The 24,060-nt window shown below is 56.1% G+C and carries 23 protein-coding genes; 19 read left to right on the top strand and 4 right to left on the bottom strand.

Annotation, left to right across the window (positions count from 1 at the left end; translation table 11 throughout):
* Positions 1-5 precede the first annotated feature (5 nt).
* From Pan97_RS08040 to Pan97_RS08015, 6 genes are all read left to right on the top strand, one after another.
* Positions 6-788 carry a hypothetical protein gene (locus Pan97_RS08040; protein WP_144971588.1) on the top strand — a complete coding sequence of 261 codons (783 nt, stop codon included), beginning with the start codon at positions 6-8 and terminating at the stop codon, positions 786-788.
* The gene (locus tag Pan97_RS08035) at positions 781-5,295 is read left to right on the top strand and encodes a coiled-coil domain-containing protein (protein ID WP_144971587.1); all 4,515 of its coding nucleotides are present in this window, start codon (positions 781-783) and stop codon (positions 5,293-5,295) included. The genes Pan97_RS08040 and Pan97_RS08035 overlap by 8 nt, the downstream gene beginning before the upstream one ends.
* Complete coding sequence (locus tag Pan97_RS08030) at positions 5,295-6,377, top strand: hypothetical protein (RefSeq protein ID WP_144971586.1); 1,083 nt, start codon at positions 5,295-5,297, stop codon at positions 6,375-6,377. Before Pan97_RS08035 ends, Pan97_RS08030 begins: the two co-directional genes overlap by 1 nt.
* Before the next feature lie 295 nt (positions 6,378-6,672).
* Positions 6,673-7,626 carry an AAA family ATPase gene (locus tag Pan97_RS08025; RefSeq protein WP_144971585.1) on the top strand — a complete coding sequence of 318 codons (954 nt, stop codon included), beginning with the start codon at positions 6,673-6,675 and terminating at the stop codon, positions 7,624-7,626.
* 2 nt (positions 7,627-7,628) lie between these two features.
* The gene (locus Pan97_RS08020; RefSeq protein ID WP_144971584.1) at positions 7,629-8,642 is read left to right on the top strand and encodes an AAA family ATPase; all 1,014 of its coding nucleotides are present in this window, start codon (positions 7,629-7,631) and stop codon (positions 8,640-8,642) included.
* Positions 8,639-9,925: a vWA domain-containing protein gene (locus Pan97_RS08015; protein WP_144971583.1), complete on the top strand. Its 1,287-nt coding sequence runs from the start codon at positions 8,639-8,641 to the stop codon at positions 9,923-9,925. The genes Pan97_RS08020 and Pan97_RS08015 overlap by 4 nt, the downstream gene beginning before the upstream one ends.
* A 1,206-nt stretch (positions 9,926-11,131) precedes the next feature.
* Here the strand turns inward: Pan97_RS08015 and Pan97_RS08010 are convergent.
* Positions 11,132-11,941 carry a S1C family serine protease gene (locus Pan97_RS08010; protein ID WP_144971582.1) on the bottom strand — a complete coding sequence of 270 codons (810 nt, stop codon included), beginning with the start codon at positions 11,939-11,941 and terminating at the stop codon, positions 11,132-11,134.
* 568 nt (positions 11,942-12,509) lie between these two features.
* On the opposite strand from Pan97_RS08010, the gene Pan97_RS08005 reads away from it, so the two are divergent.
* The 6 genes from Pan97_RS08005 (at position 12,510) to Pan97_RS07980 (ending at position 17,115) form a co-directional block, all read left to right on the top strand.
* Positions 12,510-13,964, top strand: a complete 1,455-nt coding sequence (locus Pan97_RS08005) for an NfeD family protein (protein ID WP_144971581.1) — start codon at positions 12,510-12,512, stop codon at positions 13,962-13,964.
* A gap of 11 nt (positions 13,965-13,975) precedes the next feature.
* Positions 13,976-14,806, top strand: coding sequence for a slipin family protein (locus Pan97_RS08000; protein WP_144971580.1), 831 nt, complete (start codon positions 13,976-13,978; stop codon positions 14,804-14,806).
* A gap of 88 nt (positions 14,807-14,894) precedes the next feature.
* Positions 14,895-15,338 carry a hypothetical protein gene (locus Pan97_RS07995; RefSeq protein ID WP_144971579.1) on the top strand — a complete coding sequence of 148 codons (444 nt, stop codon included), beginning with the start codon at positions 14,895-14,897 and terminating at the stop codon, positions 15,336-15,338.
* A 149-nt stretch (positions 15,339-15,487) separates the two neighbouring features.
* On the top strand, positions 15,488-16,006 hold the full coding sequence (locus Pan97_RS07990; RefSeq protein ID WP_144971578.1) for a hypothetical protein: 519 nt from the start codon (positions 15,488-15,490) through the stop codon (positions 16,004-16,006).
* Between the two features lie 109 nt (positions 16,007-16,115).
* Complete coding sequence (locus Pan97_RS07985; protein WP_144971577.1) at positions 16,116-16,364, top strand: hypothetical protein; 249 nt, start codon at positions 16,116-16,118, stop codon at positions 16,362-16,364.
* Positions 16,365-16,653: 289 nt separating this feature from the next.
* A complete protein-coding gene (locus Pan97_RS07980; protein WP_144971576.1) occupies positions 16,654-17,115 on the top strand; it encodes a universal stress protein in 462 nt (153 codons plus the stop codon).
* 123 nt (positions 17,116-17,238) lie between these two features.
* Here the strand turns inward: Pan97_RS07980 and Pan97_RS07975 are convergent, their stop codons facing one another.
* The 3 genes from Pan97_RS07975 to Pan97_RS07965 form a co-directional block, all read right to left on the bottom strand.
* Positions 17,239-18,453 carry an MFS transporter gene (locus Pan97_RS07975; protein WP_196782317.1) on the bottom strand — a complete coding sequence of 405 codons (1,215 nt, stop codon included), beginning with the start codon at positions 18,451-18,453 and terminating at the stop codon, positions 17,239-17,241.
* A gap of 219 nt (positions 18,454-18,672) precedes the next feature.
* Positions 18,673-19,335, bottom strand: coding sequence for a response regulator (locus Pan97_RS07970; RefSeq protein WP_241676369.1), 663 nt, complete (start codon positions 19,333-19,335; stop codon positions 18,673-18,675).
* Entirely contained in the window at positions 19,328-20,848 is a 1,521-nt protein-coding gene (locus tag Pan97_RS07965) for a PAS domain-containing sensor histidine kinase (protein WP_144971575.1), read from the bottom strand. Before Pan97_RS07965 ends, Pan97_RS07970 begins: the two co-directional genes overlap by 8 nt.
* 350 nt (positions 20,849-21,198) lie before the next feature.
* Here Pan97_RS07965 and Pan97_RS27010 point away from each other — a divergent pair, with 350 nt between their 5' ends.
* The 7 genes from Pan97_RS27010 to Pan97_RS07935 all read left to right on the top strand — a co-directional run bounded on the left by Pan97_RS27010 (position 21,199) and on the right by Pan97_RS07935 (position 24,040).
* A complete protein-coding gene (locus Pan97_RS27010; RefSeq protein WP_261342371.1) occupies positions 21,199-21,321 on the top strand; it encodes a hypothetical protein in 123 nt (40 codons plus the stop codon).
* A gap of 121 nt (positions 21,322-21,442) precedes the next feature.
* Positions 21,443-21,841 (top strand): response regulator, encoded by a 399-nt coding sequence (locus Pan97_RS07960; RefSeq protein WP_165698659.1) that lies wholly within the window; start codon positions 21,443-21,445, stop codon positions 21,839-21,841.
* Between the two features lie 230 nt (positions 21,842-22,071).
* A complete protein-coding gene (locus tag Pan97_RS07955; protein ID WP_144971573.1) occupies positions 22,072-22,545 on the top strand; it encodes an Hsp20/alpha crystallin family protein in 474 nt (157 codons plus the stop codon).
* Between the two features lie 181 nt (positions 22,546-22,726).
* Positions 22,727-23,095, top strand: coding sequence for a BON domain-containing protein (locus Pan97_RS07950; protein WP_144971572.1), 369 nt, complete (start codon positions 22,727-22,729; stop codon positions 23,093-23,095).
* 66 nt (positions 23,096-23,161) lie between these two features.
* Positions 23,162-23,413 (top strand): hypothetical protein, encoded by a 252-nt coding sequence (locus Pan97_RS07945; RefSeq protein ID WP_144971571.1) that lies wholly within the window; start codon positions 23,162-23,164, stop codon positions 23,411-23,413.
* The gene (locus Pan97_RS07940) at positions 23,400-23,711 is read left to right on the top strand and encodes a carbon storage regulator (RefSeq protein WP_144971570.1); all 312 of its coding nucleotides are present in this window, start codon (positions 23,400-23,402) and stop codon (positions 23,709-23,711) included. Before Pan97_RS07945 ends, Pan97_RS07940 begins: the two co-directional genes overlap by 14 nt.
* The gene (locus Pan97_RS07935) at positions 23,708-24,040 is read left to right on the top strand and encodes a BON domain-containing protein (protein ID WP_144971569.1); all 333 of its coding nucleotides are present in this window, start codon (positions 23,708-23,710) and stop codon (positions 24,038-24,040) included. The genes Pan97_RS07940 and Pan97_RS07935 overlap by 4 nt, the downstream gene beginning before the upstream one ends.
* The last annotated feature ends 20 nt before the right edge of the window (positions 24,041-24,060 follow it).

The following is a 24,060-nucleotide window of genomic DNA, read 5'->3' as shown; positions in this document are numbered from 1 at the left end:
AAGCGATGGAAGATGATAGAAGTGACGCTTTCTTGGCCGGAAGATTGATTCAATACGGACTTCAACCCGGTATGATTCCGTTCAATGAACCGGAATATATGGAGTTAGTCGACCGATTTATTGATCGTCAGGCGTTTCGCGGTATGGTGCGCGATGTGGCCGATGGGTTGGGATTGATAGTTGTAGACGTGAACGACCGTGGGATTTTTCTGGGAACGAGCAATCAATCTGTCTTCGCAATGAAGCCGAGCGAATTTCGCAGCGGCACATCGGGTGAAGACCGGTTGTTGGACGGGCTGATTCAGATCGCGATCGCGGCAACCGTTTATCCGCGTCAGCGCGATCTTGACGAAGATTCATATGAAGCGAAACCTCCGATTACCGTTGCAGAGGTCGACCAGATGCTGCGGGAGTTGTCGGAATCAGCAAAATCTCGCGTCGGCGACAGCGACTTGAGCGATGAACAGCTTCAGCAGGGCATTCAAGAAGCATGGCGGGTTTACGAGAGCCGCCCAGCGGTTCGCAAGATGAAAAGCGGGTTACACTCAAAGGACTCGACGCACGGGTTGATATACAAGCATCTCCAATTGCTGGCGAACCAGGGTTGTTTCACCGTCATCGGATCAAAAGACTCCCCGTCGTTTCGTCCTACGCTGAAGTATCAAATCCTCGTAAAGGAATTGGCCGCATCTGAATTGTATCGAGAGTTCCACGATTTGATCGCTTCGGCAACCGGCGATGACGGTTCGACGGGCATTGTCGCATCGCAGGAGACCTATCATGCCTAAGCTACGGCGCATACGGCTGGTTTCCGTTGGCCACGACAGCGCCCGGTTCGAAGACGTGACGCTCGACTTGACGGATCACCAAGAATGCCCAACAAACTCGATTCTATGGTTGCGAAACGGTGGCGGCAAAACATCATTGCTTAGCTTGTTATTTGCGAGCATCAGGCCAAGCAAGATCGACTTTCTTGGAAAGAGGGCTGAGGGGAAGATACGACGGATCGAGGACTACGTCGGGCCACGTGACCAAAGCGTCGTCGTATGTGAATGGGAACTCGACGACGATGGCGGCAGGCTGTTTGACGACGATCGCCCACGCTATCTCAGCGGCTTCTTCTATCAACGAAAATCCGGGGGTGATGGCGAGACAACTCGAGACATCGATCCCGCCTACTTTGCGACCAAGGTGTCCGACACTGAAGTTCAGTTGACGCTCGACGGTCTGCCGTTACAGGTCGAGGTTTGCGGATCTAATGGGCAGCCGCGCCGGCGCAGGACGCTAGCGGGCTTTCGTCGACGTTGGCGGCAACTCCAGCATGACTATCCGGATCACGATGTCTTCATTCACGACCGCCAAAAGGAATTTGCCAAGGAACTCGCCGATCGGGGAATTGATCCGCAGGTGTTCTTCTACCAGATCCGAATGAACGAACGGGAGGGCGGTGTTTCGGAACGATTCTCGTTCTCCGAGTCTGAGGATTTCGTCGATTTCCTGCTGGAAATGACATTTGATCCGCAACAGGCACAGCAGGTCAAAGAGCAGCTGTCGACATTTCGCCATGAGCTTCTCGAGCGCAATGAACAGCTCAAGCCCGAACGGGAATTGTGCCTTGCATTGATCGAGCAACTCAGAAAGATGTCGCAAGTCCGCAACCAGCGTGTTGACACGGCAAAAGATGTGGCACGCTCAAAGGCGCGGCTTGATCTCCTGCAGCAATGGGTCAAAACACAAATCACAAACAACTTAGCTGAGGTTGAGGAACATCGATCAAAGGAAGCTGAGATCCGCGCTGAGACGCGCGAGGCCGAAGAGGAATCAAGTGCTGCGCTGCGTAGAGCTGCGGTGCTAAACGAAATCGCGCGCTCTCGCATTCTTGCCACACTTGAATCGGAGTACGCGGCACAAGAAACCAAGATGCGCGCGGCAGAGCGTCTGAAAAACATCTGGCAGGCAGCAGTGCCGTTATCACGTCTCCAGAATTTCACAAAAGAAGCAAATCATTGTCGGGAACAGTTGGCGCGACTCAAGAAAGAACTTGAGCCGGATCACCAGCAGTTAGTGACGATGTGTACTGAATATGCAAATGCGATTGACTTCCGACGGGAGCAGGTTAGTCGGGAGCGAGAAACATTGCTGCAGAATGCAAAACGTCACAAGCTGCGAGCAGAACAACTGCAAAAGGAAGGGTCCGAATCAGGAGAACGGGCGGCAAGATCTGAAACGCTAGCCGCACAACTGAGCGAAAAGATTGAGGAGGCCGAGCGCGAACTTAAACGCCTTCGTGACGAATCAGTTCTTCACGACGGCGAGACTGTCGATTCCGCAAGTGGCCGAATCACGGAGTCGGTGAAAAACACGCGTAATGAAGTTGACGCCAAGAAAGCGACTATCGAAGACTTTGACTCTGACCGTCGACAACAGGAGGTCTATAAGCAGAAACGGGAGCACGATCGCGTTCGATTTGACAAAGCTCACGCGCTTCTGAAGGCTGACTTTACACGCGGTCTGGAAGCCAAGGCCAAGCTGGAAGCGGACGATGCTTTCTTGCGGCTGTTGCAGGCATCCTCTGTCAACGTGGATATTTCAGCAACAAAGGCAATCAGCAAAGCCGACGATGAGTTACCTCGCGTGCATCAAGCGATCCTTGACCTCGAAGTAGCCTCGGTAGAGGACAAGCGGAACATTTTTGGTCTGGATGACACGGGCTTTTTACCCGCCAGTCGTGATGTGCAGTCGCTCCTGGATCGTCTGAAGCAGACAGGAATCACTTGCTACTCAGGATGGCAGTACCTCGCGGTGAACTTTCCTGTCTCGTCCATTCGCGAACGCATCGCCGAGTTTCCCCACATCGCCAGCGGTATTGTCGTCGCTGACAAGGACTTTGAGCGCGTCGCCGAAATCAGCAACGCGAACGCCGCAGACTCTGGCTTACCGTGTCTGACGGCGCCAGTGGCCGTCGCTCCGGTTTCGACTCTTAAAGACGAAGGGCTGGCGAATTGGCGGGTATTCGGCCCACAGTCGGATGCCTACTTTAATCCGCAGTCAGCCGACAACGAACGAAAGCGGTTAAGTGAGATTGTCGATGCGCGTAACGATGAGATTGCCGAGAGTAAAAGATGGTACGACGACCTGAATAAGTTGGCAGGTCGTTTGCGCGATTTCCGGCAGCACTATCCTCGCGGTTGGTTCAACGAGATCGAGCAAAAGCTGAATGCACAACAGTCTCAGATTGATGATTGCACCACGGACATCGCGCGGGCGACTGAAAGTGTCGAGACGCTAACAATTCAGATACAAGACAACGAAGAGCGTCTTCAGACAGCTTTGGACGAAGTCGCGGCATACGAACGGCAGCTGTCGCGATGCGATCAGTATCAGAGCCAATACGGGTTGAAGCTCGGGCATTGGCGAGAAGATCTCGACTTACAGAAGAACCAGACACGGGAACATCGTGAACGAAGTCAAACGAAACTCGACCAATCGAAACTCGCCCGTGATCAGGCCGAGGCCGTACAAGAAGAAGCACACGTGAAGTCACTGGCTATTTCAAAGCTTGAAGAACAATTGCTTGATGCCAATTACGTAGATTCGGAGCGACGCGCAGCTGTCGCCGGCGATATAGAGCAGCTTAAGACGGACTTTGAGCAACTGCGCGCGGGATACGAGGGAAGACTCAACGAGCAGGGATTGTTGGCATTGGCGGAACGTGCCGACAAGGCAGCAGCGGCAGAAAACAAGGAGTTGGAACGAGTCCTCGGCAAGTTTGCTGAGATCAGCAAGACTGATGTATCTGAAGAATTGGCAAAGCGGCCGGCAGGTGTCTCCGTGGACGAGCAGAAGGAAAATGCGGAGCGCGCGTACGATGATTCGACACGACAGCTTGGTCCAATGAAACGCAAAGTTGACACTGCTTGCGAGAAACAGAAAGCGGCTCAGGACGAATTGGTCGAGCTTGAGAAGACTGGGCCGTTACCATCACTCTCACCCGAAGGAACAGATGATGAGATTCTTGTAAATTCCGAACGACTTCGCAAGGAGTCGGTAGAACAGTCGCGCTGGCTTGAAGCGTTGCGTGAGGAACTTGTGGCCATAGGTAGCACACTGCAGAATTTGGAACATCGCAACGAGTCACTTGGCAAGGACCTTACAAACATTCGCACGATTGCCGATGCACAGGCAACTGTGCTTGAACGTTTAACTGCTATCTTGCCAGACGGCGAACCTGACGCCCAACCAGTTTTATTGATCAAGGCGGATGAAGACGTTGCACGAATGTCAGGTGAAATCGCGTCCACTTTGCAAGAAGGGCGAGAGAAGTGTGAACATCTCGACCGGCAGCGTGAGGACATCGCCAAGAGGATTCATCGTGCCTCAAGTGAGTCGCGATTCGAGCAGATTCGCGATTCAGTCAGTGTTCGATTCAAGTCTCGTCACGCCAGCGCTCTCGAACAGAATGCCGACTCTGACATCGTGCAAATCGAGGAACGCATCTTTCATATCGAAGAAAACCTGAAGACGGCGGAGAAGCAGATGCAGATCGTCGTGGATGTCATCCTCGGCGCTGCCAACGAGGGGCTGGATTTGTTGGGGCGAGTCTCCCGAATGTCGAGGTTGCCCGATTCATTGCCTCAAGCCGGAAAACGCTTTATGGAGATCACTACGAAAGCATCGGACAACCCAGCAGAGCGGCGCGCGAAGATTCGCGACCTTGTTGACGAGTTGCTAGAACAGGGCGAAGTCGGCGAAGGGATTTCGTTGATTCAAAAGGCCGTTCGCCGAATCGGCTCTCCAATCCGAGTCAGGGTACTGCATCCGGACTTACACCAGAGTCGTCCGCGATTTGATATTCATGATCTTGGATTGTTCAGTGGCGGCGAAAAGCTGACCGTCGCAATCCTGCTTTACTGCACTCTGATCCGTCTGCGCCAGCAAGAGGGTTATGGTAAATCCAGCTCTAGTGTGTTGGTGCTGGACAATCCGATCGGGACGGCGTCACGAATCACGTTCCTCGACATGCAGCGAGAGGTTGCTCAGGCAATGAATGTGCAGCTAGTCTATGCCACGGCCGTGAAAGATCTAGATGCTGTCGGTTGTTTAGAGAACATCATTCGATTGCGGAACTCGCGGATCGATCGGCGCACCGGGAAGCGAATGGTCGAGGTCGACGCGAACGGCGATGGGGAAACAAGTACGCAAACCATTACTACCGCCCGAGTGTCATTCGATTCCCCGCCATCATCGCTGCCAAAGCATGAAGTGGAGACCGGGGACGAGTCCCTGGAGGACTGATGTCCGCGTCGCATGACGACTTCGAGTTTTTGTTTGATTCCGAGAAAGTGTCGCGTTTTCTCGATAGGCTCAAGGCGTCGGGAAAAAGACGTGTAGGCAACTCAGAAATCTGGTCCGCGTTCGCCGAGACCTATCGAGACATTCCGCAGGGTCCCGATGGTCGACGCTGCCTAATGCGGCTCCTGCGCGAGTTGGAAGCATCAGAGGTGTTACGTCTGCCGGTCGGCCACGGAACGCGGTGGGATCGCAATAGCACAATTCCAACACCTACATCAATCGATCTGAAGATCGACGAAAAGCGAACATCGACGGTGTGGCGAGATTACCCTTGGCACCCGCGACTGCAATGGGTGCTGAACCGCTCCCAGCTTTCCGAGCAACAGTTTGTTTTTCTGAAAAAGATTCAGCAAGGATTGGTCGATGGCTGGTTTGAGACCCTGGCACCGCTCAAGTACCGATCGTTACAGCTAACCGGCGACGAGAAAAAGTTGGTATCGCTATGTAAGACACGACTGTTTGGCGAAGGACGACTAACATTGTCGATGCTCGGTTGCGATCCCGATATTCTTCCCATGGTGATCGAGCGTGTTTCAGATGCGGCCGATTTCTTGATTTTCGAAAATGCAGCTCCCTACATGCTGGCCCGCAAAGTACTGCGGGCGTCATCCAATCCGGCTGTCGGCAGAATCGCGTACGGCAGCGGCCACCAAGTTGGTAAATCAATCGAATACATCGCGCTACTAGAAGCGCCCGTTCGGAACGTGTTCTATGTCGGAGACCTCGATATGCGAGGGATCTACATCGCTGCTAAACTTCAATCGCACTGTGCCGCAAACGACCTCGCACGGGTTCATCCGGCCACAGTGCTGCACGAGCAAATGCTTGCCTCGGCCAATCGGTTAGGTGCGCCGCGCGGCTGGCCAGACCAGTCAAGGCGGACGAGTGCCGCAGGTGATTGGGTATTTCAGTTTCTCGAACCGGCGATTCGAGATGAGATTAAGACAATCGTCGATTCGGGCCATCGAATCCCGGAGGAAACCCTCACCGAGTCCGACCTGATAGGCTGTTTCTCTAGTTGGTAAATTCGACCAGAGGCGAGATCAGGGGACAATTGGGACAATTCCTTAATTCTTCGGCAACACACGGTCTTGCGGCGCGTCGTAACCTGCTGTGAATGAACACGTTGCAGCATCTTTATCTGCCTGCGCTGCGCAGTCCAACCTTGAGTCCTCAAGAGGGCACCGTCTCGCATTTCTCGATAAATGGGAGAATCTTTCGACGCTTCGCCCTGTGCAATGTCTGCTTGCTTGATGAGCGGTTGGCACGCAGTTGTGCCGGACGAATTTCTGGCAGAAAGCGACATGTGGCGAGCGAAACATGGGAAGGCCGGAGAAGCGGTTTCACGAGTTTATTGGCCAGCGGCGAGTCGTCGAGCATCTGCGGCGGCTGATCGGTGGTGCTAAACAGTGTGCCGACCCATGCACCTCGCTGCTGCTGATCGGGGCAGCGGGTTTTGGCAAAACGTCGATTGCCAAGGCTGTCGCCGCGGAATACGGAAGCAACTTCCGCTGTGTGCTGGCCAGCGGCGATACGAAGCCCGCTGAGATCTGTGCCGTGTTGCGCGATGTTCGTCACGGCGATGTCGTACTTCTCGATGAAGCCCATGCGCTTTCACGAGACGCCCAGCAGATTCTCTACGTCGCGCTGGACGAATGGCGCGTGCCTGTCGAGACCAAGCGTGGCATTAGCCGCTCAGAGAACGAAAGCATCGCCCAATTCACGCTCATCTTGGCGACCAACGAACCGGGCGGAGTAAAACAGGCACTGCGGAGCCGATTGACTCGGATAGAATTTGATCCCTACACGCCCGCAGAATTGAAGGCAATCGCTGAGCATGTCGCTCAACAGAGTGAAGCCAGTGTGACACCTCAGGCCGCCAATCTCTTGGCACAAGTCGCGCAGGGATCGCCCCGTGTGATTGTCCGTCGAGTGCAGAACCTCAAACACTACTGGCCGGACGGCCGTTCGATCACCAAAGATCATGTTCGGAATTTTCTGACGAGCGAAGGCGTTGACGATCACGGATTCACGCCCCATCAGCGGATGTACCTGCGGTACCTGGCCGCCCTGCCGGACTGCGAGTGCAACGTCGAGCGACTCGCCATCAAACTCGGCTGCGACACGGCCAACATCCGGCAGGAAGTCGAACCCTATCTGATTGAGCAGGGGCTCGTCGACCCAACATCGCGACAAGGGCGCGGTCTCAAGGAGGCTGGTGCTGCACTCATCAGCAGCCTTCGAGAGCCAGGCCATGCGGAATCGGAGGCGTGACCATGATGAGGTTACCGGCAGGAGATTCCGTTGTTGAAATGATCGAGTTGGCGCGCCATGCAGATCAGCCGGTGCTGTTGGCGGGACGACACGGCGTCGGCAAGAGCAGCCTGTTCGAGGAAGCGGCTCGACGGCAAGGAATCGATATCATCGTTCGCGACTTGTCGTTGATGGAACCAGTCGACCTGATCGGCATCCCCAGAATCAATGATGATGGCCGTACCGAATATCACCCACCGTCGTTTCTGCCGTGCAAAGGTGAGGGGCTGCTGGTGATTGAAGAACTCAATCGCTGCCCGCGATACGTCCAAGTGCCGTGTTTGCAGTTGTTAACCGACCGGCGGCTAAACGACTACGCCTTGCCGCCGGGCTGGTTGCCGTGCGCTGCAATCAATGACGGCGAGCAGTATCTCGTCGATGAATTGGACGACGCTCTGACGTCGCGATTCGTTCAGGTGCGCATCGAACCAGACTCAACCGCCTGGGCCACTTGGGCACGGCATCCCGGGAATGTTCACGACAAGATTGTTGATTTCGTTGAGCAGAGCCCAGGAGTCTTTGACGATCCCCAATCCAATCCGAGGGCTTGGACGTACGCAAGCAACCTTCTCAAGAGCTGGGAGGAACTGCGCTCTGGTGACGATGCACTGGCAGTTGCGCTTGCCGGCGTAGTCGGCGAGACCTGGGCGGTGGCCTTCCTTGAGTATTACGGCACAAACGCGGCACGACCGCTTCAGCCGCAGGAAATCACGGAAGATTACCTGACACATCGAGGCCAGTTCTTGAACTGGATCAATGACACACGATTGGACTTGGTTTCGGCCTCGCTCGATAGTTTGCAAAAGCACCTCCAACGGCAGCGGGATTACGAAGCCGTGGCCCACGATCCAGAAGCGAAACGGAACGTCGAGCAGTTCCTGTTCGACTTGCCGCCGGATCTGCGCAGATTGGCGCGGGGCTGGCTGAAGGATCGCGGCTTTCACGAACTCAAAGTGCCTCGGAAGTCGCGATTATGAAGTCCAACCTGGAGAAATATGCAAGCGGCCTATTGAAAATCGCGGTCCGCAGGATGGCGAAGTCGTACCCATTCCATGCCCATCTGCTGTTGCCGGAGAAGTTCGTCTGTGTGCCAGAGGTTGAAACGATGGGCGTAACGATCCGCGACGCACGGCTTCAGTTCTGGTATTCCCCTGAGTTCGTTTGTCGCTGTCACTTTGACGAATTGATCGGTGTGCTGCACCACGAAGTCAACCATCTGCTTTTTGGTCATCTGCTTGTACAACCCGACGAGTTTCCTGATCAGTCAGCTCGCGTCATTGCGGAAGAAGTATCGGTCAACGAATGGATCGTTGAACCGCTGCCCGGCAACCCGATCAAGCTGGAACAGTTTCCTGAATTGCCGCCACTGGAAGACACCGCAACGCGATACGCCCGATTGCTGGAAAATTCTCCGCGTAGCGGACGAAAACCGGTACGCTCAGCACCGAAAACGGTACAAACCGGACGAGAATTGGTGCAATCGGGACAGAAAACCCCCAGTGCTAAACGGAAAATCGAGTCGTCCGATGACAAAATCAGTCTGTCGCCGCTCGACAATCACGAAATCTGGGAGAACGCACGCCAGAATCCCCACTTAGGAAAACTCGTGATTGCAAACGCCGTTCGTCAGGCAAGAGAAGCCTTAAGTAAGCGCGACTGGGACGACATGTCCGACTGTCTCCGCGACCAAATTGAGGAAATCCTTGTCGGCAAAACGTCAATGAATAAGAAAGAAAGTATCCGTTCGCGGCCTGGAATCGTCAGCTGGACTCACATGCTTCGGCAGTTGATCGCGAAGACCATGGAATATCGCCCCGCTCTGCATCGTGCGCCGCGACGATTTCCTCACTTGGTCGGCATCGTACCTGGTAAATCACAGACCATTGTCAGGCATAAGGTAATGGCGGTGATCGATACCAGTGCTTCGATGACCTTCGATCTTTTGGAGCAGATCGGCGGAGAGCTGTGTCGCCTTTCGCGGGAGTGCGACGTCACCATTGTCGAGTGTGACTCGGAGATACGATCGGTTTACCATTTCAGGGGTGAGTTGACCGAAGTCCACGGGCGCGGCGGCACGGATCTTCGGCCACCGTTCGAGCCGGCGCTACTTGCACAAGTTCGGCCCGAAGTGATCGTCTACTTCACTGACGGTGAGGGCATCGCACCGACAAAACCGCCGGCGATACCTACGATCTGGTGTTTGATTGGTGCAATCGCTTCACCGACGACTTGGGGGCACCAGATCTATGTCGAACCGTAGCCGGCGCCCTTTGCCACACTTCTTGGCCGCGGCGGTCGATTCCCGTTCCGAGAGAGATTTGTAATCTTTGGTTGAGCGGCGAGATTGGCCAACGATTTCCCGATTGTCTCGCGTGACCGTTATCCGGCGTCAGTCGCACTTTATCATCCGGCTACTGGACGCGCATCAACAGAAATGTAGCGATGCACGCTTACGGGCCTGGAATTGGCCTCTAGCTTTGGGCTGTGGTTGCCCATCGGAAACAAAGAGTCCCCAACGCCCAAAAGTAGGTCGACTGAGCTCGGGAAAGCCAGGTGGAACAGACGGCGGAACAAGACGTCTTCCGTGCGTCGGCGTGCCTCACCGAATGCACTCCACCCGCTGCTGTTTCCTGCGTCGGTGTTGTCGACGTGTTGTCGACCTGACCAGATTCAGGAATGTGCCGATCTCCCTTGAACATCCTCACATCGCGCCATCCATCGGATGGCACCGGTCCGCCGGTATCTCAACTGTGAACTGCGGTCGATCTGACCGATAGCAGTTACGTAGCCCGAAGAATCGGCGAATGCCGGGACGGGCTTGCGGGCTCGGGCCAGTGCGTCCCGTGTCTCATAACCCGGCAGTCGCAGATTCGGATCCCGCCCGCTCCACTTGAATCCGCCGGTAGCGAAATCACGCGACTCGCGGGTTAAGAGACAAAGCCGACGCTAACCACGTCGGCTTTTTTCGTGGAAACGCCAGGACTCGCAACGGTTTGCGGTTGGACGTTCTCTCGCCGCGATGTCTCTCCATGTCGCGCGCGACATCCGGCGTTGGCCTCGGGGTAACGGATCGGGCGGTCGAAACGCCAAAACTCTCGGTTGTCTCTGTCGCGTCGACTCGTTCGGGTTAAGAAGCGTTCCGGCCCGCTATGCAGGCAGAAACCTCCCGTTTCGGCCCGGTAGGATGAACACCGGTCAGAACCAACTCGCGCTCCGCAAGCAGATGCGACTTTACCCAAAGCTTGCGCGACATCTCGGGTTGGCTAGGTGTGTTCGAGCCACGCCAAGCGTGGGGATGCAGCTCACGATCGTCGAACGACTTTGGAAATTCCACCTTCAAGTTCTCGGTTCTCCATCATCGTTTCTGCAGCACGTATTCGGCGGGGTCACGGTTGAACTCGCCGTTGGCGACCTCCAGAAAGTAAATCGTAACGACGGTGCGGCGAATTCTCGCTCGTCGACTGGGTCAAAAGTCGAAGTCGCGGAAGGGATCCCAATCAAACGGCGGTCCGTACCGGAAGTCAGGTATTACGGGCTCGTGCATGTCCAAGCCACGGAGTAGATGCTCTTTTTCGTTGTCCGGCAGATCTTTCTCGGCTTTGATCTGGCCTTTGATCTCATCGCGCGTGCCCTCAAATTTATGGTGTTCTTTCTTTCCGTTCTTGGCCAGATATTCGATTTCCGCGCGATAGTGGTTGTCGTCAAGTTTTCTAAGCGTGAGTGAATCGAAGCTCGTCCAGTCGCCTGCGTCTTCCTTCTGTTTCTCTTTTTCGCCCGGCGCTCGCAGGTGCCAAGGGATGTGCGGCAAACGCTGCCACCAGTGACTCGGCGCGGCTGGTCGTTGAGCCACCCGTTCGGGCTGCGTGCCGAGTGTCAGTGTGTGCGACTCCAACTTGCCGTCGCGGACGATGCCCACCTTTATCTTGTTTCCGGCCCTGTCGGCATGGACGAGCTTCACAAGCTGCTCGGGCGAGAACAGCTTTTGGTCGCCGTAACTGACCAGGATGTCGTGCGACTTGAGCCCGGCTTCCGCCGCTGGCGAATCCGGCACGACTTGGGCCACGAGAACGCCCTGACCGTCAACTAGTGTTTTGGGCAAATGAGTTACTAGCGCCGGGTGCAGCGATTCGACCGCGATGCCCAGGTAGGCAGCGCGTGCCTGTTTGGGGGACGTGGCGTCGCTTTGTTTCTTCAGTTCCTGGGCGAAGGCCGTCTGCGAAGATACGACCGTCACTGCCAGAAACAGCATCAGACTCGTCCATGGTAGCTTTCTCATGACTTTCAACTCCTTATTTTGTCGTCAGGTAGATTACTTACGAGCCCGCTCAACTCGAACATAGCCGCCATTATCTGATTCGCAGCTCGACCTGAAAATCGCGAAGATAACGCATTTTGAACTGGTGGTTTCCACTATGCCAGGCAAAACGCGACTTAGCGAACAGGTGACCGCTCTTTGACACTCGAGGTGCAGGCCTACAAGAGCGATTCTGACTTTCAAAAATGCACCACAAAAGGCCGAGTCCGATGATGGCAACGAAGCTGCCGTACAACGCGATCGCCAGAATGCAGCCATACGGTAATTGATCAGGACTTTCGTAGCACATTGTCGTAATTCGAGGCTGCCTCGACGGCGCGAACATACCTTTTGCGGATTCAGGCGAGAGATAGAACTCCGGCAGCGCCGGAAATTTTCTCGCAAAGACCGTGCCGCGCGTCCCGCAATTGTTCCATCAATGGTGGATTCCGCCAAGTGAAATTGGTCAAGGATTCGATTCTCAGCAACTCCGCCTAGGAAGACAATTGCGGTATCCCTGGTGTGGATAGTCGTGATCAAGGAGCGGAACATGCGTTCGGCGCTGGTAACACTCAGTCTCATTGCCCTGTGTTTTACGGAAGCCGATACGGCGCGGGCGCAGACTTCCGCAAACGCCGCCCGTTCGGTGGTTGTTCGTGTCCGTTTGGACAATGAAGCCATCACGCCGGTTGTTGCCCATTTCATTGAAAGGGCCTTACGCGAAGCGGAAGAGGCGAACGCACAGTGTCTCGTGATCGAGCTCGACACACCCGGTGGATTGCTTGATTCCACGCAGCGGATCGTCAAGGACATCGTCGGCAGTCCCGTGCCCGTTGTTGTTTACGTCTCGCCCTCCACGGCTCGGGCGGCTTCGGCTGGAGTGTTTATCACTCTGGCCAGTCACGTGGCGGCGATGGCTCCCGGCACGCGAATTGGCGCGGCACACCCTGTCGAGATGGGTGGTTTGCCCATCACGCCGCCAAATCCCATGCCGCAGCCGAGTGAAAAAGAGGACGAAGGCGCCTCCAAGACGGTTCCGGCTGCGTCGCCTATGGAGGAGAAGATCGTCAACGACACCAAAGCCTGGGCCCGCGGGCTAGCGAAGTTGCGGAATCGGAACGCCGAGTGGGCTGAGCGGGCCGTCGAGAAGAGCGAGTCGATCATTGCTTCCGAGGCGGCGGAGCAGCAAGTCGTGGATCTGATCGCTGCCGATCTCGCGAGCCTGCTGAAACAGATCGACGGCCGCGAGATCACGCTGCGGGCTGGTACGGCTCACGAGCACACCGTGCAACTTCGCACAACGGACGCCGAGATTGTCACGGTTGAACAGTGGTGGGGCGAGAAGCTACTTGGCGTCATCTCCAATCCCAATGTTGCCTTGCTGCTCATGATGTTTGGCGTTTATGGCATCTTGCACGAACTGTTCAGTCCCGGTTGGGGCGTTTCCGGGACACTGGGAGTGATCAGCCTGGTCTTGGCGTTCTTTGGCCTGTCTGTTTTGCCGATCAACTACGCCGGTTTGGCCTTGATCGTCGTGGCGCTGGCTCTTTTCGCCGCGGAACCATTCTTTGCCAGTCACGGCATTCTTGCCGTTGGTGGCATCGTCTGCCTGATTTTGGGCGGAACCATGTTGGTCGATTCGCCGACAGGCTTCATGAGGGTTTCACTGTCGGTCCTGATTCCGATTGCGGTGGCCACGGCGCTGGTCGTGGGGTTCCTGGTCAGCCGGATCATTCAGGCCCAGCGCAGCCGCGTACAGACCGGCAGCGAGAGCATGCAGGGTTTGGCAGCAGAGGCGAGCGACAAGTTTCAAGCCGAGGGGGACCACTTTCGTGGACGGGTGGGGGTGCGCGGAGAATGGTGGAACGCCCGAAGCGCTTTCCCTGTTGCAGCTGGCGAGACCGTCCGCATCGATGAGTGCCAAGGGTTGACGTTGCTCGTGAGCGCAAACGGCAGCCCGCCGGCCACCTCGAACATTACACCGGAAGAATCACCATCCACTTAAGGAGTCTAACTATGTTACCGCTTCAAGTTACCGGAATCGTTGTGGGGATCATCGTACTGTATCTCCTGAGTTGCATTCGCGTCCTGAACGAATACGAACGCGGAGTGATCTTTCGTCTCGGCCGAGTGTTGTCTAAGCCGAAAGGGCCGGGTCTGATCTTTGTGTTTTGGCCGATCGACCGCATGGTGCGCGTCAGTTTGCGTGTCATCGTGCACGACGTGCCTTCCCAGGACGTAATCACGCACGATAACGTTTCTGTGAGCGTCAACGCCGTACTCTATTACCGAGTCGTCGACCCGATGCGGGCAATCCTGGAGGTTGAACAATTCCACTTCGCGACCAGCCAACTTGCTCAGACCACGCTCCGTAGCGTACTGGGCCAGGCAATGCTGGACGAACTGCTGGCGGAACGCGACACGATCAATCAACGGCTCCAAGAAATCATCGATGAACACACGGATCCTTGGGGCGTGAAAGTCTCGCTCGTGGAAGTAAAATTCGTCGATCTGCCCGAACACATGAAACGGGCGATGGCCAAGCAGGCGGAAGCCGAGCGCGAGCGGAGGGCCAAGGTGATCCACGCCGACGGCGAATCTCAGGCGGCCACCAAACTGCGCGAAGCTGCCGAGACGATTGAAGGGCATCCCATGGCCATGCAGATGCGCTTTCTGCAAACACTGGTCGAGGTCGGCGCCGAAAACAACACGACGTTGGTCTTCCCCGTGCCCCTGGAACTGGCCAGTACGTTTTTGAACCCGTCGCCAAACGGCAATGGAAAACCACGATGGGATGAGCCGTCGCCAAGCCACGGCAAACCAGTTGACACCGGCGCATTGCGTTGAACCGTCGATCGCGCACAGGTAAGACGGATTAGCAATCCGTCCTACAGTTGTTTCACGACCAATCAATGACGCCGGAAAGGGATGAACCATGAAGAAATTATTCACGCTACTCGTAGGTGCAGTTTTGCTCGCGACGTGGACGGTGTCAGCTGTGCAAAGCCAGGAAGACGATGACATTAAGCCAAATGTCCAGGAGTTCATGCGTGTCAAACTTCTTCACTCGCAAAAGGTGCTGGAAGGATTGGCCACGGAAGATTACGACATGATTGCCAAGCACGCCCAGGAAATGAGCTTGATCAGCCGGGCAGAAGAGTGGCAAGTGTTCGAAACTCCGGATTATCTCCACTACAGTGAGCAGTTTCGTCGCGCCGCGGATTCGGTCACCAAAGCGGCAAAAGAGAAGAACCTGGACGCCGCCACGCTGGGTTACGTCAAAATGACGACCAGTTGCGTCGAATGTCACAAGCACGTCCGGCTTGTTCGAGAAGCTCGCCTCGATCGCCCGCTATTGCAGAAGACATTTCGCGAATAAGCCGTGTCATGGGAGTCCTCGGTGACCTGGATGGCGTTATCCGTTCTTCAATGGCATGAAGTTTGCCTGTCTTTATTTGGAAGACACAGGTCGGATTTGCATGGTCTGGAAAGTAGTCACCCCGCGATTAAGAAGAGGGAGAAATAGCCATGAGTGAAGAATGTGTAGTTGCGGTTTACGCAAGCTTAGAAAAAGGGCAGCAGGCGGTTCACACCCTCGATCGAGGCGATTTCCCCGCTAAACAGATATCGCTGGTGACCAGACCTCTGGAGGAACAACCCGAAGTCATGGAAGACATTGCGCTCGGCGACGACTCGGCGCGTGACGCTGCCATTGGAGCTGGTTTGGGAGCGATCCTTGGGGTCTTGGCAGGCGTTGCGGTGACGGTTGTCTCGGGCCTCGGCGCGGTATTCCTGGCTGGGCCCATCGGTGGTGGTATTGTAGGTGCCGCGGCAGGTGCGTTCCTCGCGGGGCTCAAAGGATGGGGGGTGCATCAGGAACACATTCATCACTACCAGAACCGAGTGAAGGAGGGTGATGTGTTAGTGATCGCCCACGGAGACCCGCTTGAGCTAGTTCACGCCCACAAGATTCTGACGGAAACGGATCCGGTCGAATTACACACGTATGCCAAGACCAGCTCGGAAACGCCTGAGATTCAACAATAGCAAACATAGCATAGTGGAGACTCTGTCATGACCACCGAAAACGCTCGCGAACGATTCAAAAAAAGCCGTCGGCATCCTGACCGATCAGAAAGATCGCATTAAGGAACGCTTGCTGGTTGCTTACGCCAGCCAACTTAGCGGCATCGACCAGAATCACGATCTGCCCAAGTCGCTCGTTGATGAGTTCGACCTGCTGAAATACGCTCTCAGCGATGCCGTGATGCCCTACGGCTATGGTGAACATGCTGCCAAGAAGATCCACGACATGCGCGAGGACGAGGCATCCGATTTGGCGCGCAAGATCTACGCCATGTTCCTCAAACTGCACGAACTGGATCCATGGGAGACGCCGGGCTAATGGGCACATTGGTGCTGTGGCGGTCGTCTTAACAAGGTTTGACGCGGGTGCCGCTTTCGTCGCGATAGTCGCTTGATTCGGGTGGCGTGGGCCGACGGCATCCACACCACGGTCTACGCCGTCGACGGGATTAGACCCTACTGGTTGAACGAAAAGAGATTGCATGACTCACGCATTGCGTTGATTGGCACGCGAGCAGCCATCCATACGACACGGGGTTCGCCGCAGTAGCAATGCTCGCTTTGGCACGGTGTTTGCCCCAACGTTTTCGAGAAAGGAGACACGTCCCATGTCCAAGACAATCCTGTTTGCAACCGACTATTCCCCAGGCAGCGCCAAGGTCCTCAAGCTGGCGACTACGCTCGCTCGCGAGGAGGACGCCAAGCTGCTGATCGCCCATGTGACGATGTTGGAAAAATACCCGGTGGGAGAGCATTTCAACGAAGAGACGGAACCGAATCCAGCGGAACTGAAGCAACTCAAGGCGGTTGTCCCTCCCGACCCCAACGTCCCATTTGAGCATCGGCTTCTGTATGGCGAGCCAGGCAGCGTCGAAGTGACGAAGCCGGCTGACGAGATCATCAAGTTGGCAAAGCAAGGGAACGTCGACATGATTGTGCTGGGCACACATGGCCGCACGGGTCTTCGGCATTTGATTATGGGCAGCGTTGCCGAATCCCTAGTTCGACACGCACCATGTGCGGTGGTGAGTGTCAAGCTTCCGAAGGAGAACAGCGAGGATGTCGAGTGAGCAAATCGAAGCAAATGATAAATCAGGGGTGATGATTTGGCATGCAAGAGCTCGCAGCCATCAGGTGCAAGTTGTTGCACGGTGTTACGCAAGTTCTAGCGCGGTTGCCGCGGTTTGCTTTGCCTATTCGTTGCTGCCTCGAACGGGATGATTGCGGATTGGCTTGACGCTCGTCAACAGCAACGCGGCCAGCAGGGCGAGCGCAGCGCCCCAGCCGAACGAGGCCAGAGGGCCGAACGTTTCGTACAGGTATCCGAATACGAGACTCGACGGTAGAGCCGAGATTCCGATCGCGAAGTTATACCAGCCAAATGCCAACCCCTTTTTTGCGCTTCCAACCAAATCCGTGACCAGCGTCTTTTCGGCCGGCTCGGTAAGTGCATAGAAAACGCCGTAGGCGAGAAACAGGGCCCAGGCGTGCCACGCCGCCGTTGCCAAGGCAAACGCCAGATACACGACCGCATAGAGAAACCAACCCACAAACATCGGGGCCCGCGGTCCGATTCGATCAACCAGCCGCCCGACAGCAAGATTCCCGACGCTCTTAACGATGTGGAATGCAAACCACAACAGGGGCAGCATGACCGTGGCAACCCCCAGCTCGCTGGCGCGCACCAGCAAGAACGCGTCGCTGGAATTACCGAGCGTAAAGATGACCAACGCCAGCAGGTAAATGCGGAAACTGCGGCCGAACGGCTTCATACTCAACTTGACGCGTTCTGACTTTTCAATCTGTTGAGGCTCTTTCAATCCAACGAGCAGGAGCGTAACGACCGCCAAGCCGGGAAGCAGTGAAAGGGCAAACAGCAAACGCAAATTTCCCGGCCAGACCCAAAGAAACAGCGCAGCCAGGACCGGTCCGACAGCGGCTCCGAAATGGTCCATCGCGCGCTGAAACCCGAATGCGGAACCGCGCACATCGGGGCCGGTCGAATCCGCGATCATTGCATCGCGCGGCGACGTGCGAATGCCTTTGCCAACTCGGTCTCCGATGCGTGCGACGAACAAGTGCCAAGGCATCGTCGCGAGGGCAATCAACGGTCTCGCAACCGCGGCAAATCCATATCCGAATAACACGAAGCCCTTGCGTCTGCCGGCTCGATCGGACCAAGCTCCGGAGCCAAGCTTGAGTAAGCTGGCCAGCGATTCGGCAACGCCTTCGATGATCCCCAAGTAAAACCGATTTCCGCCGAGAACCGTGATCAGGAATTGCGGCAGCAGCGGAAACAACATCTCGCTGGCGATGTCGTTCAGACAGCTTGCCCAACCGAGCAGCCTAACGTTGCGCGGCAGAGGCGGCCGCGATCCAGAAGTTGTGTTGTTGATTTCGTTTGACACATACTCAATCTATGGCTGCACGTAGATCAGTAGACAAATGGGACCAGCACTTTTGTACATCTGGCCCATTCCTCGTATTGTTCGCCGTAATGCTCTCACAGATGTTTCGTCAACGAGGGGACGAACGCGAAAATGAATCCAGCGGCAAGCGGACCCAGATTGGTGGAATCCGCCATGTTGACAGCTCAGACAATTCCGGACCATTGATCAGACAAAGGGTCAGCCGTTTTCCAACACCCACTGCGCCGCGTAGCGGTTCAGTTCGGCGCTGTTGGCGAGATTGAGCTTGATCTTGAGCTTCTCGCGATAGGTGTCGATCGTGTGGACGCTCAGGTGCAGGCGGTCGGCGATGGCGCTGGTGGTGAGGCCCTCGCCGATGAGTTGCAGCACTTCCAGCTCTCGGTTTGAGAGATTGTCGATGGGGGATTTGCCTGGTTCGATCGTGCTGCCAACGCGGCTGCTCACGATGCGCTCTGTCATTTCCGGGCTGAGGTACGTCTTGCCCGCGAGGATCGTGCGAATCGCCTCGATCACGGTCTCGCGGCCGGCATGTTTGTTGAGGTAGCCGTGCGCGCCGGCTTGCAGCGCACGTTCGGCGTAGACGGACTCGTCGTACATCGAGTGGACCAGCATCTTTGCCTTGCTGCTGCGTCCGCGGATTTTCTTGACCAGGTCGATGCCGTGGCTGCTCTTGAGCGAAATGTCGAGGATCACCAGGTCGGGATGCAGCTCGGCAATTTGGCGGAGTGCATCAGCAACGTCATCTGATGCACCGCAAATCGTTAGATCCGGTTCGTTCGAGATCCTTGTCTCCAACCCGTCGCGCACCATCGGATGGTCGTCCACGATCAGGATCTTTGCTGGCGTGTTGCTATCACTCACTGTAAGTTACCCCCCCCTGATAAACTGTGCAGGTTATCAGCGTCCCACCTCGTTCGGCGGGTTGGATGTCGAACGTTGCGCCGATGAGGCCGGCGCGGTAACGCATTGTCTTCAAACCCATGCCTGTCGCTGGAACGGCCGACGGATCGAAACCGGCACCGTCGTCGGCGATTTGCATCGTGAGTTTTTCGCTGGTGGCTTCCAGCGCGATCAGAATGTGCTCCGGATGGCCGTGTTTCAGCGCGTTGCTGACCGCCTCTTGGGCAATGCGGTAGAGGTGCGTTGCGGTGGCGGCGTCTTCGAGCTCCGGCGGCTCTTCGCACTTCAAGGCGCAAGTCATCCCCGGCAAGGCGTCGGTCTGGGCCGCCAGGCCTTGCAGCGCATCTCGCAGGCCGTGCGGACCGAGCTTGACCGGCACCAAACCGCGCGAAACGGTTTGCACGTGCGAAAGAGCCTGGCCGATGCCGTCAGCCAGTTTGGGGGCTGTCTCGCGCAGCTCAACAAGCCCGGCTTCTTCGAGAAGCCGGCCTTCTGTCTTCGCAACGGTGTCGGCGAGCGCCTGAGCGACGTATCCCAAGCCGGTCAACTCCTGGCCGATGCCGTCGTGCAGGTCCTGGCCGATGCGTCTGTCTTCTTCCGCGGCGATGTCCAGAATCTGTTTTTGCAACGCCTTCCGCTCGGTGATGTCGCGGATGATGCCGGTGAACAGCCACTGCGTCCCATCGTGATGTTTGCTGACGTTTACGTCGATGGGGAACGTCGATCCGTCTTTGCGGCGCCCGGCCATTTCGCGGCCGATGCCGATGATTTTCGCCTCACCCGTTTTTAGGTAGTTGGCAAGGTACTGATCGTGCCCCTCGCGATAAGGCGATGGCATCAAGATGTTGACGTTCTGGCCGATGATTTCATCGGCTGCATAACCGAACATTTTCTCGGCTGCCGGATTGACGGCACTCATGATGCCGTCTTCGCCGATCGTGATGATGGCGTCAGTGGCGGTGTTGACGATCGCGCGGGTGCGTTCTTCGTTTTCCCGCAGTTTCTCAGTCCGCTCGGCGATCCGTTGCTCCAACGATTCATTCAGCGTTTGCAGCTCGTGTTGAGTTCGCTTCAGTTCCGTGATGTCATCCGAGATGGAGGCAACACCGTTCGGCTTGCCGGCTTCGTCGGTCAGCAGCGTGTGTGTCACCAGCACCGTCAAACGCTGGCCGTCCTTGGTCAGTCGCGTGGATTCCTCACCGTGCACTTCCTCGCCGCGCAGACAGCGGGTCATCCGGTTGTCGAATTCCTCGTGTTCTTCGTCTGGCAGCAACATCTTGAGCGACTGGCCGAGCAACTCGTCGCGCTTCCAGCCGTACTGTCGCTCAACGGCCGCATTGGCATCGACGATCTTCCCGTCGAGGTCCTTGATGAAAATCGTGTTAGTTGAGTCCATGAAGACCTGTGTGTGACGCCGCGCTTGAAATGAATCCTCTGCCGATGACTCGCGCTTGCGTGTTTTCTCTTCGCGCACAACACATCCTTATTGGTCCGCGGCCATTACGCACGTATCCGAACTCGCCGGACTTAGTCATTCAATTCGCTCGCCAAACTCTTGGCGAACTCGACTTCCGATCCGGCGAACCCAACCAGAAGTAACGATTCATTCGCACATCCTACCAGTTTCACAAAGCTTGTGGGAGCCACGCATTTTCGCGAACGCGCGGAGCATGGTGGAAATCACCAAGACTGGAATGGCGGGATCCACCATATCGCGGAATCCGCCACCGGAGACTGGTAAACCGCTTGATTACTTGATCGCGAGCGTCGAACGACAATCGTGTTTATTACTTAACGCCAAACACGCGCCCAAGAAAGACCGCAATGTCCGTACGCCTGGTGATCGCCGCTCGTCTGCACGAGCTGCTCGAAATGGTTCGCGAAACCACAGACGGGCGGCGTCGCCTTCAGACGCCCGAATCGCGCTACATGTTGGCGGAAGAATGAACGCAGGCGCGTCCTCAGTCTGCCAGAGGAACCGAAAATGGCACTACTTGACTCGTTGTCAGCGATCTCCTCGCGGCGAGATAAGGCACCGGAAGCCCAGCCTTTAACAAGGAATGGCGACATGAACGTGAGACTGTTAATCGTGGATGACCACGAGATGGTGCGCGAAGGACTGCGGTATGCGCTGCGCAGTTCGGAACTGGAAACGACCGAGGCCGCCAGTGGCCAGCGTGCTCTGCGAATCGTGGCCGAAGAAGACATCGACGCCGTGCTGCTGGACGTCGACATGCCGGAAATGGACGGCTTGGAAGTGCTCAGCCAGATCAAGGCCGTGAAGCCCGACCTGCCTGTGCTGATGCACTCTTGTCATGACAACACGGGTTACGTGCGCCGCAGCATCGAGCTCGACGCCCGCGGTTACATCATCAAAGGCGTCCACAAGAACGAATTGATCGAAGCAATTCACATCGCGGTCAGTGGCGGAAACGTTTGGACGGCGGAGCAGTTGCGCACGCGATGAACCGTTGTCTGCGCCGCGCTAGATGATTCGGCGATGGCTGACGCACCACGAAGAGTGGCGTTGGACGATCAGGGCCACCACAGGCCGGCAAGGCGACAGTGGTGATTTCCACCATCTGATATTCATTCCTTCCACGATTTCCAGACGCTGGGCAGCGCCGATAATCGGTGTCGTGGTAGTTGCGACGTTCGCGACTGCATTTGGCTAAGGAGAAGGAAAAGGAGGAATTCATGGCTGGTACACTAACGACCCAACCTACCCAACGACGCCGATCTTTGGCACCCTGGTTCGGACGCGGACCGCTGTCGGCGTTTCGCGAGATGGAAGACTTGATGGAACGATTCTGGGGCGAAGAAGGCGATGGCTGGGGCACGCAGCTTCTCGCGCCCCCGCTGGACGTGAGCGAAACGGACAAAGCCATCAGTTTGCGCATTGACTTGCCGGGCGTGTCGCCAAAAGAAATCGACATTCAAGTCAGCGGCAATCAATTGACGGTCAGTGGCGAACGGAAGGAGCAGAAGGAAGAAAAGGAAGAGACCTACCATCGCATCGAGCGACGCTGTGGGCGATTCTCTCGGTCGATCATGCTGCCCTGCGAGGTGCAGGATGACAAGGTCGATGCCAGCTACCAGGACGGTGTGTTGAATATCACCTTGCCCAAAACCGCTGAGGCCACGGCCAAGCACATAGAGGTCAAAACCTAAGACAAGGCGACTTCGGCATCGTCCGCCGCAAGCCGAGTCGTAGTGGATTCCGCCATCCGAGATTACTGTTCCACGCGATTTAGAGGCAACGCCGCAGACTGCATAATGACGATCCTTTGTCAATTCAATTCGCAACCTCATAGCCAATAGCCGACGGCAGATGTCGGTACGGAGACTGGCAATGTCGATCGGCCCAGCCCTGGAATTGCCGCCGGATACGAACGCGGTTATCCAACCTCAGTGCCGCTCAGCGAAGCGGCGTCGCACCAAAGTAGAAGGCGCTCCGCCAACTCGCCCGGCTGCAATCACCGACCCGGTCGTTGAAGCTCAGGCCGAACGCGACGGGATGCTGGAAACTCAGGCAAGAGCCGAGTTACACAACTCGGCCTACCACGCGGTCCGCCAAGTGTCATGCGAAGTGCGAGATTGCACGCTGACACTCCGCGGCCGCCTGCCGAGTTTCCATCTCAAACAGATCGCACAAACGGTTGTGCGTCGCGTCGACGGCATCGTAATTATCGACAACCAAGTGGAAGTTGACCGGGCGTAATCGTCCTATTTCACGGAACGTGCTTCATTATACGACAATTCGAAATTCAATCACTGGAGATGAACAATGACACTTTCAGCCGAGCAAAAACTAGAACACATCGGTGAGACGTGCAAGTGCGCCGACCACGACCATGACTTGATCCATGAGTTGAGCCGTCGATTGGATGCCCTTTGGCGGTACGATCAATACATTGCCAATGCCGACTGGCGCGACAACTTGCGACAGTTCTGGTGCGACGTGAAAGAGCAGGAGCAACAAAACGTCGAGCGGCTCAAGCAACTGCTGGTCGAAGAACTTCACAATGGATGTTTTTAACGACCGTACCAGCCGTCCAAGGAACCATGGAAGAAGAAAACCATGCTCGTTCGCAGTCGTAAAGCAAGACAGCGACTCGTCATTTAATGAAGACATCGAAGTGATCGTCGTCGCCGTGAACGGCGACTGTGTTAAGTTCGCTTTCAACGCGCCGGGCCACGTGCGGATTCATCGCGAAGAAGTCCATCGGCGTATTCAGTCGGAAGAACGCCACGCTGATGTTTCCACGGCCGCAGGACTCGTTGAAGCGGAGATCGTATTGGCGGACCTGAGACAAACAAAGGCAAAATCAGCATGAGCAAAATTGCAGAGCGGACGGACAATCAAGAGCGCGCATCGAGCACGTTAGCAATGGACGAATGGAAAGTGCGCCTGCGGGAGTCGGACCATGCTATTGAAGAGGCAATCAACCGACGGATTGAGGAGAACGGCGCGTATGCGTTCTATTTCAGCGAAGTCGAATGCGCATGTTCCGACGGAGTAGTGAAAGTGTGCGGACGTGTGCCGACGGATCGTCTGAAGCACGCCCTTTGGTCGTTGATACTTGACTTGGACGGGGTCAACGAGATCGACGATCAGTTGGACGTGGTTAGTTCGACCGGGTTGAGCAGCATCCGTCCGAGATGATTCGCCTATAAACTATTTGA

The sequence above is a fragment of the Bremerella volcania genome, from assembly GCF_007748115.1.
Taxonomy (GTDB): domain Bacteria; phylum Planctomycetota; class Planctomycetia; order Pirellulales; family Pirellulaceae; genus Bremerella; species Bremerella volcania.
This window is presented reverse-complemented; position numbering and strand designations above follow the sequence as displayed.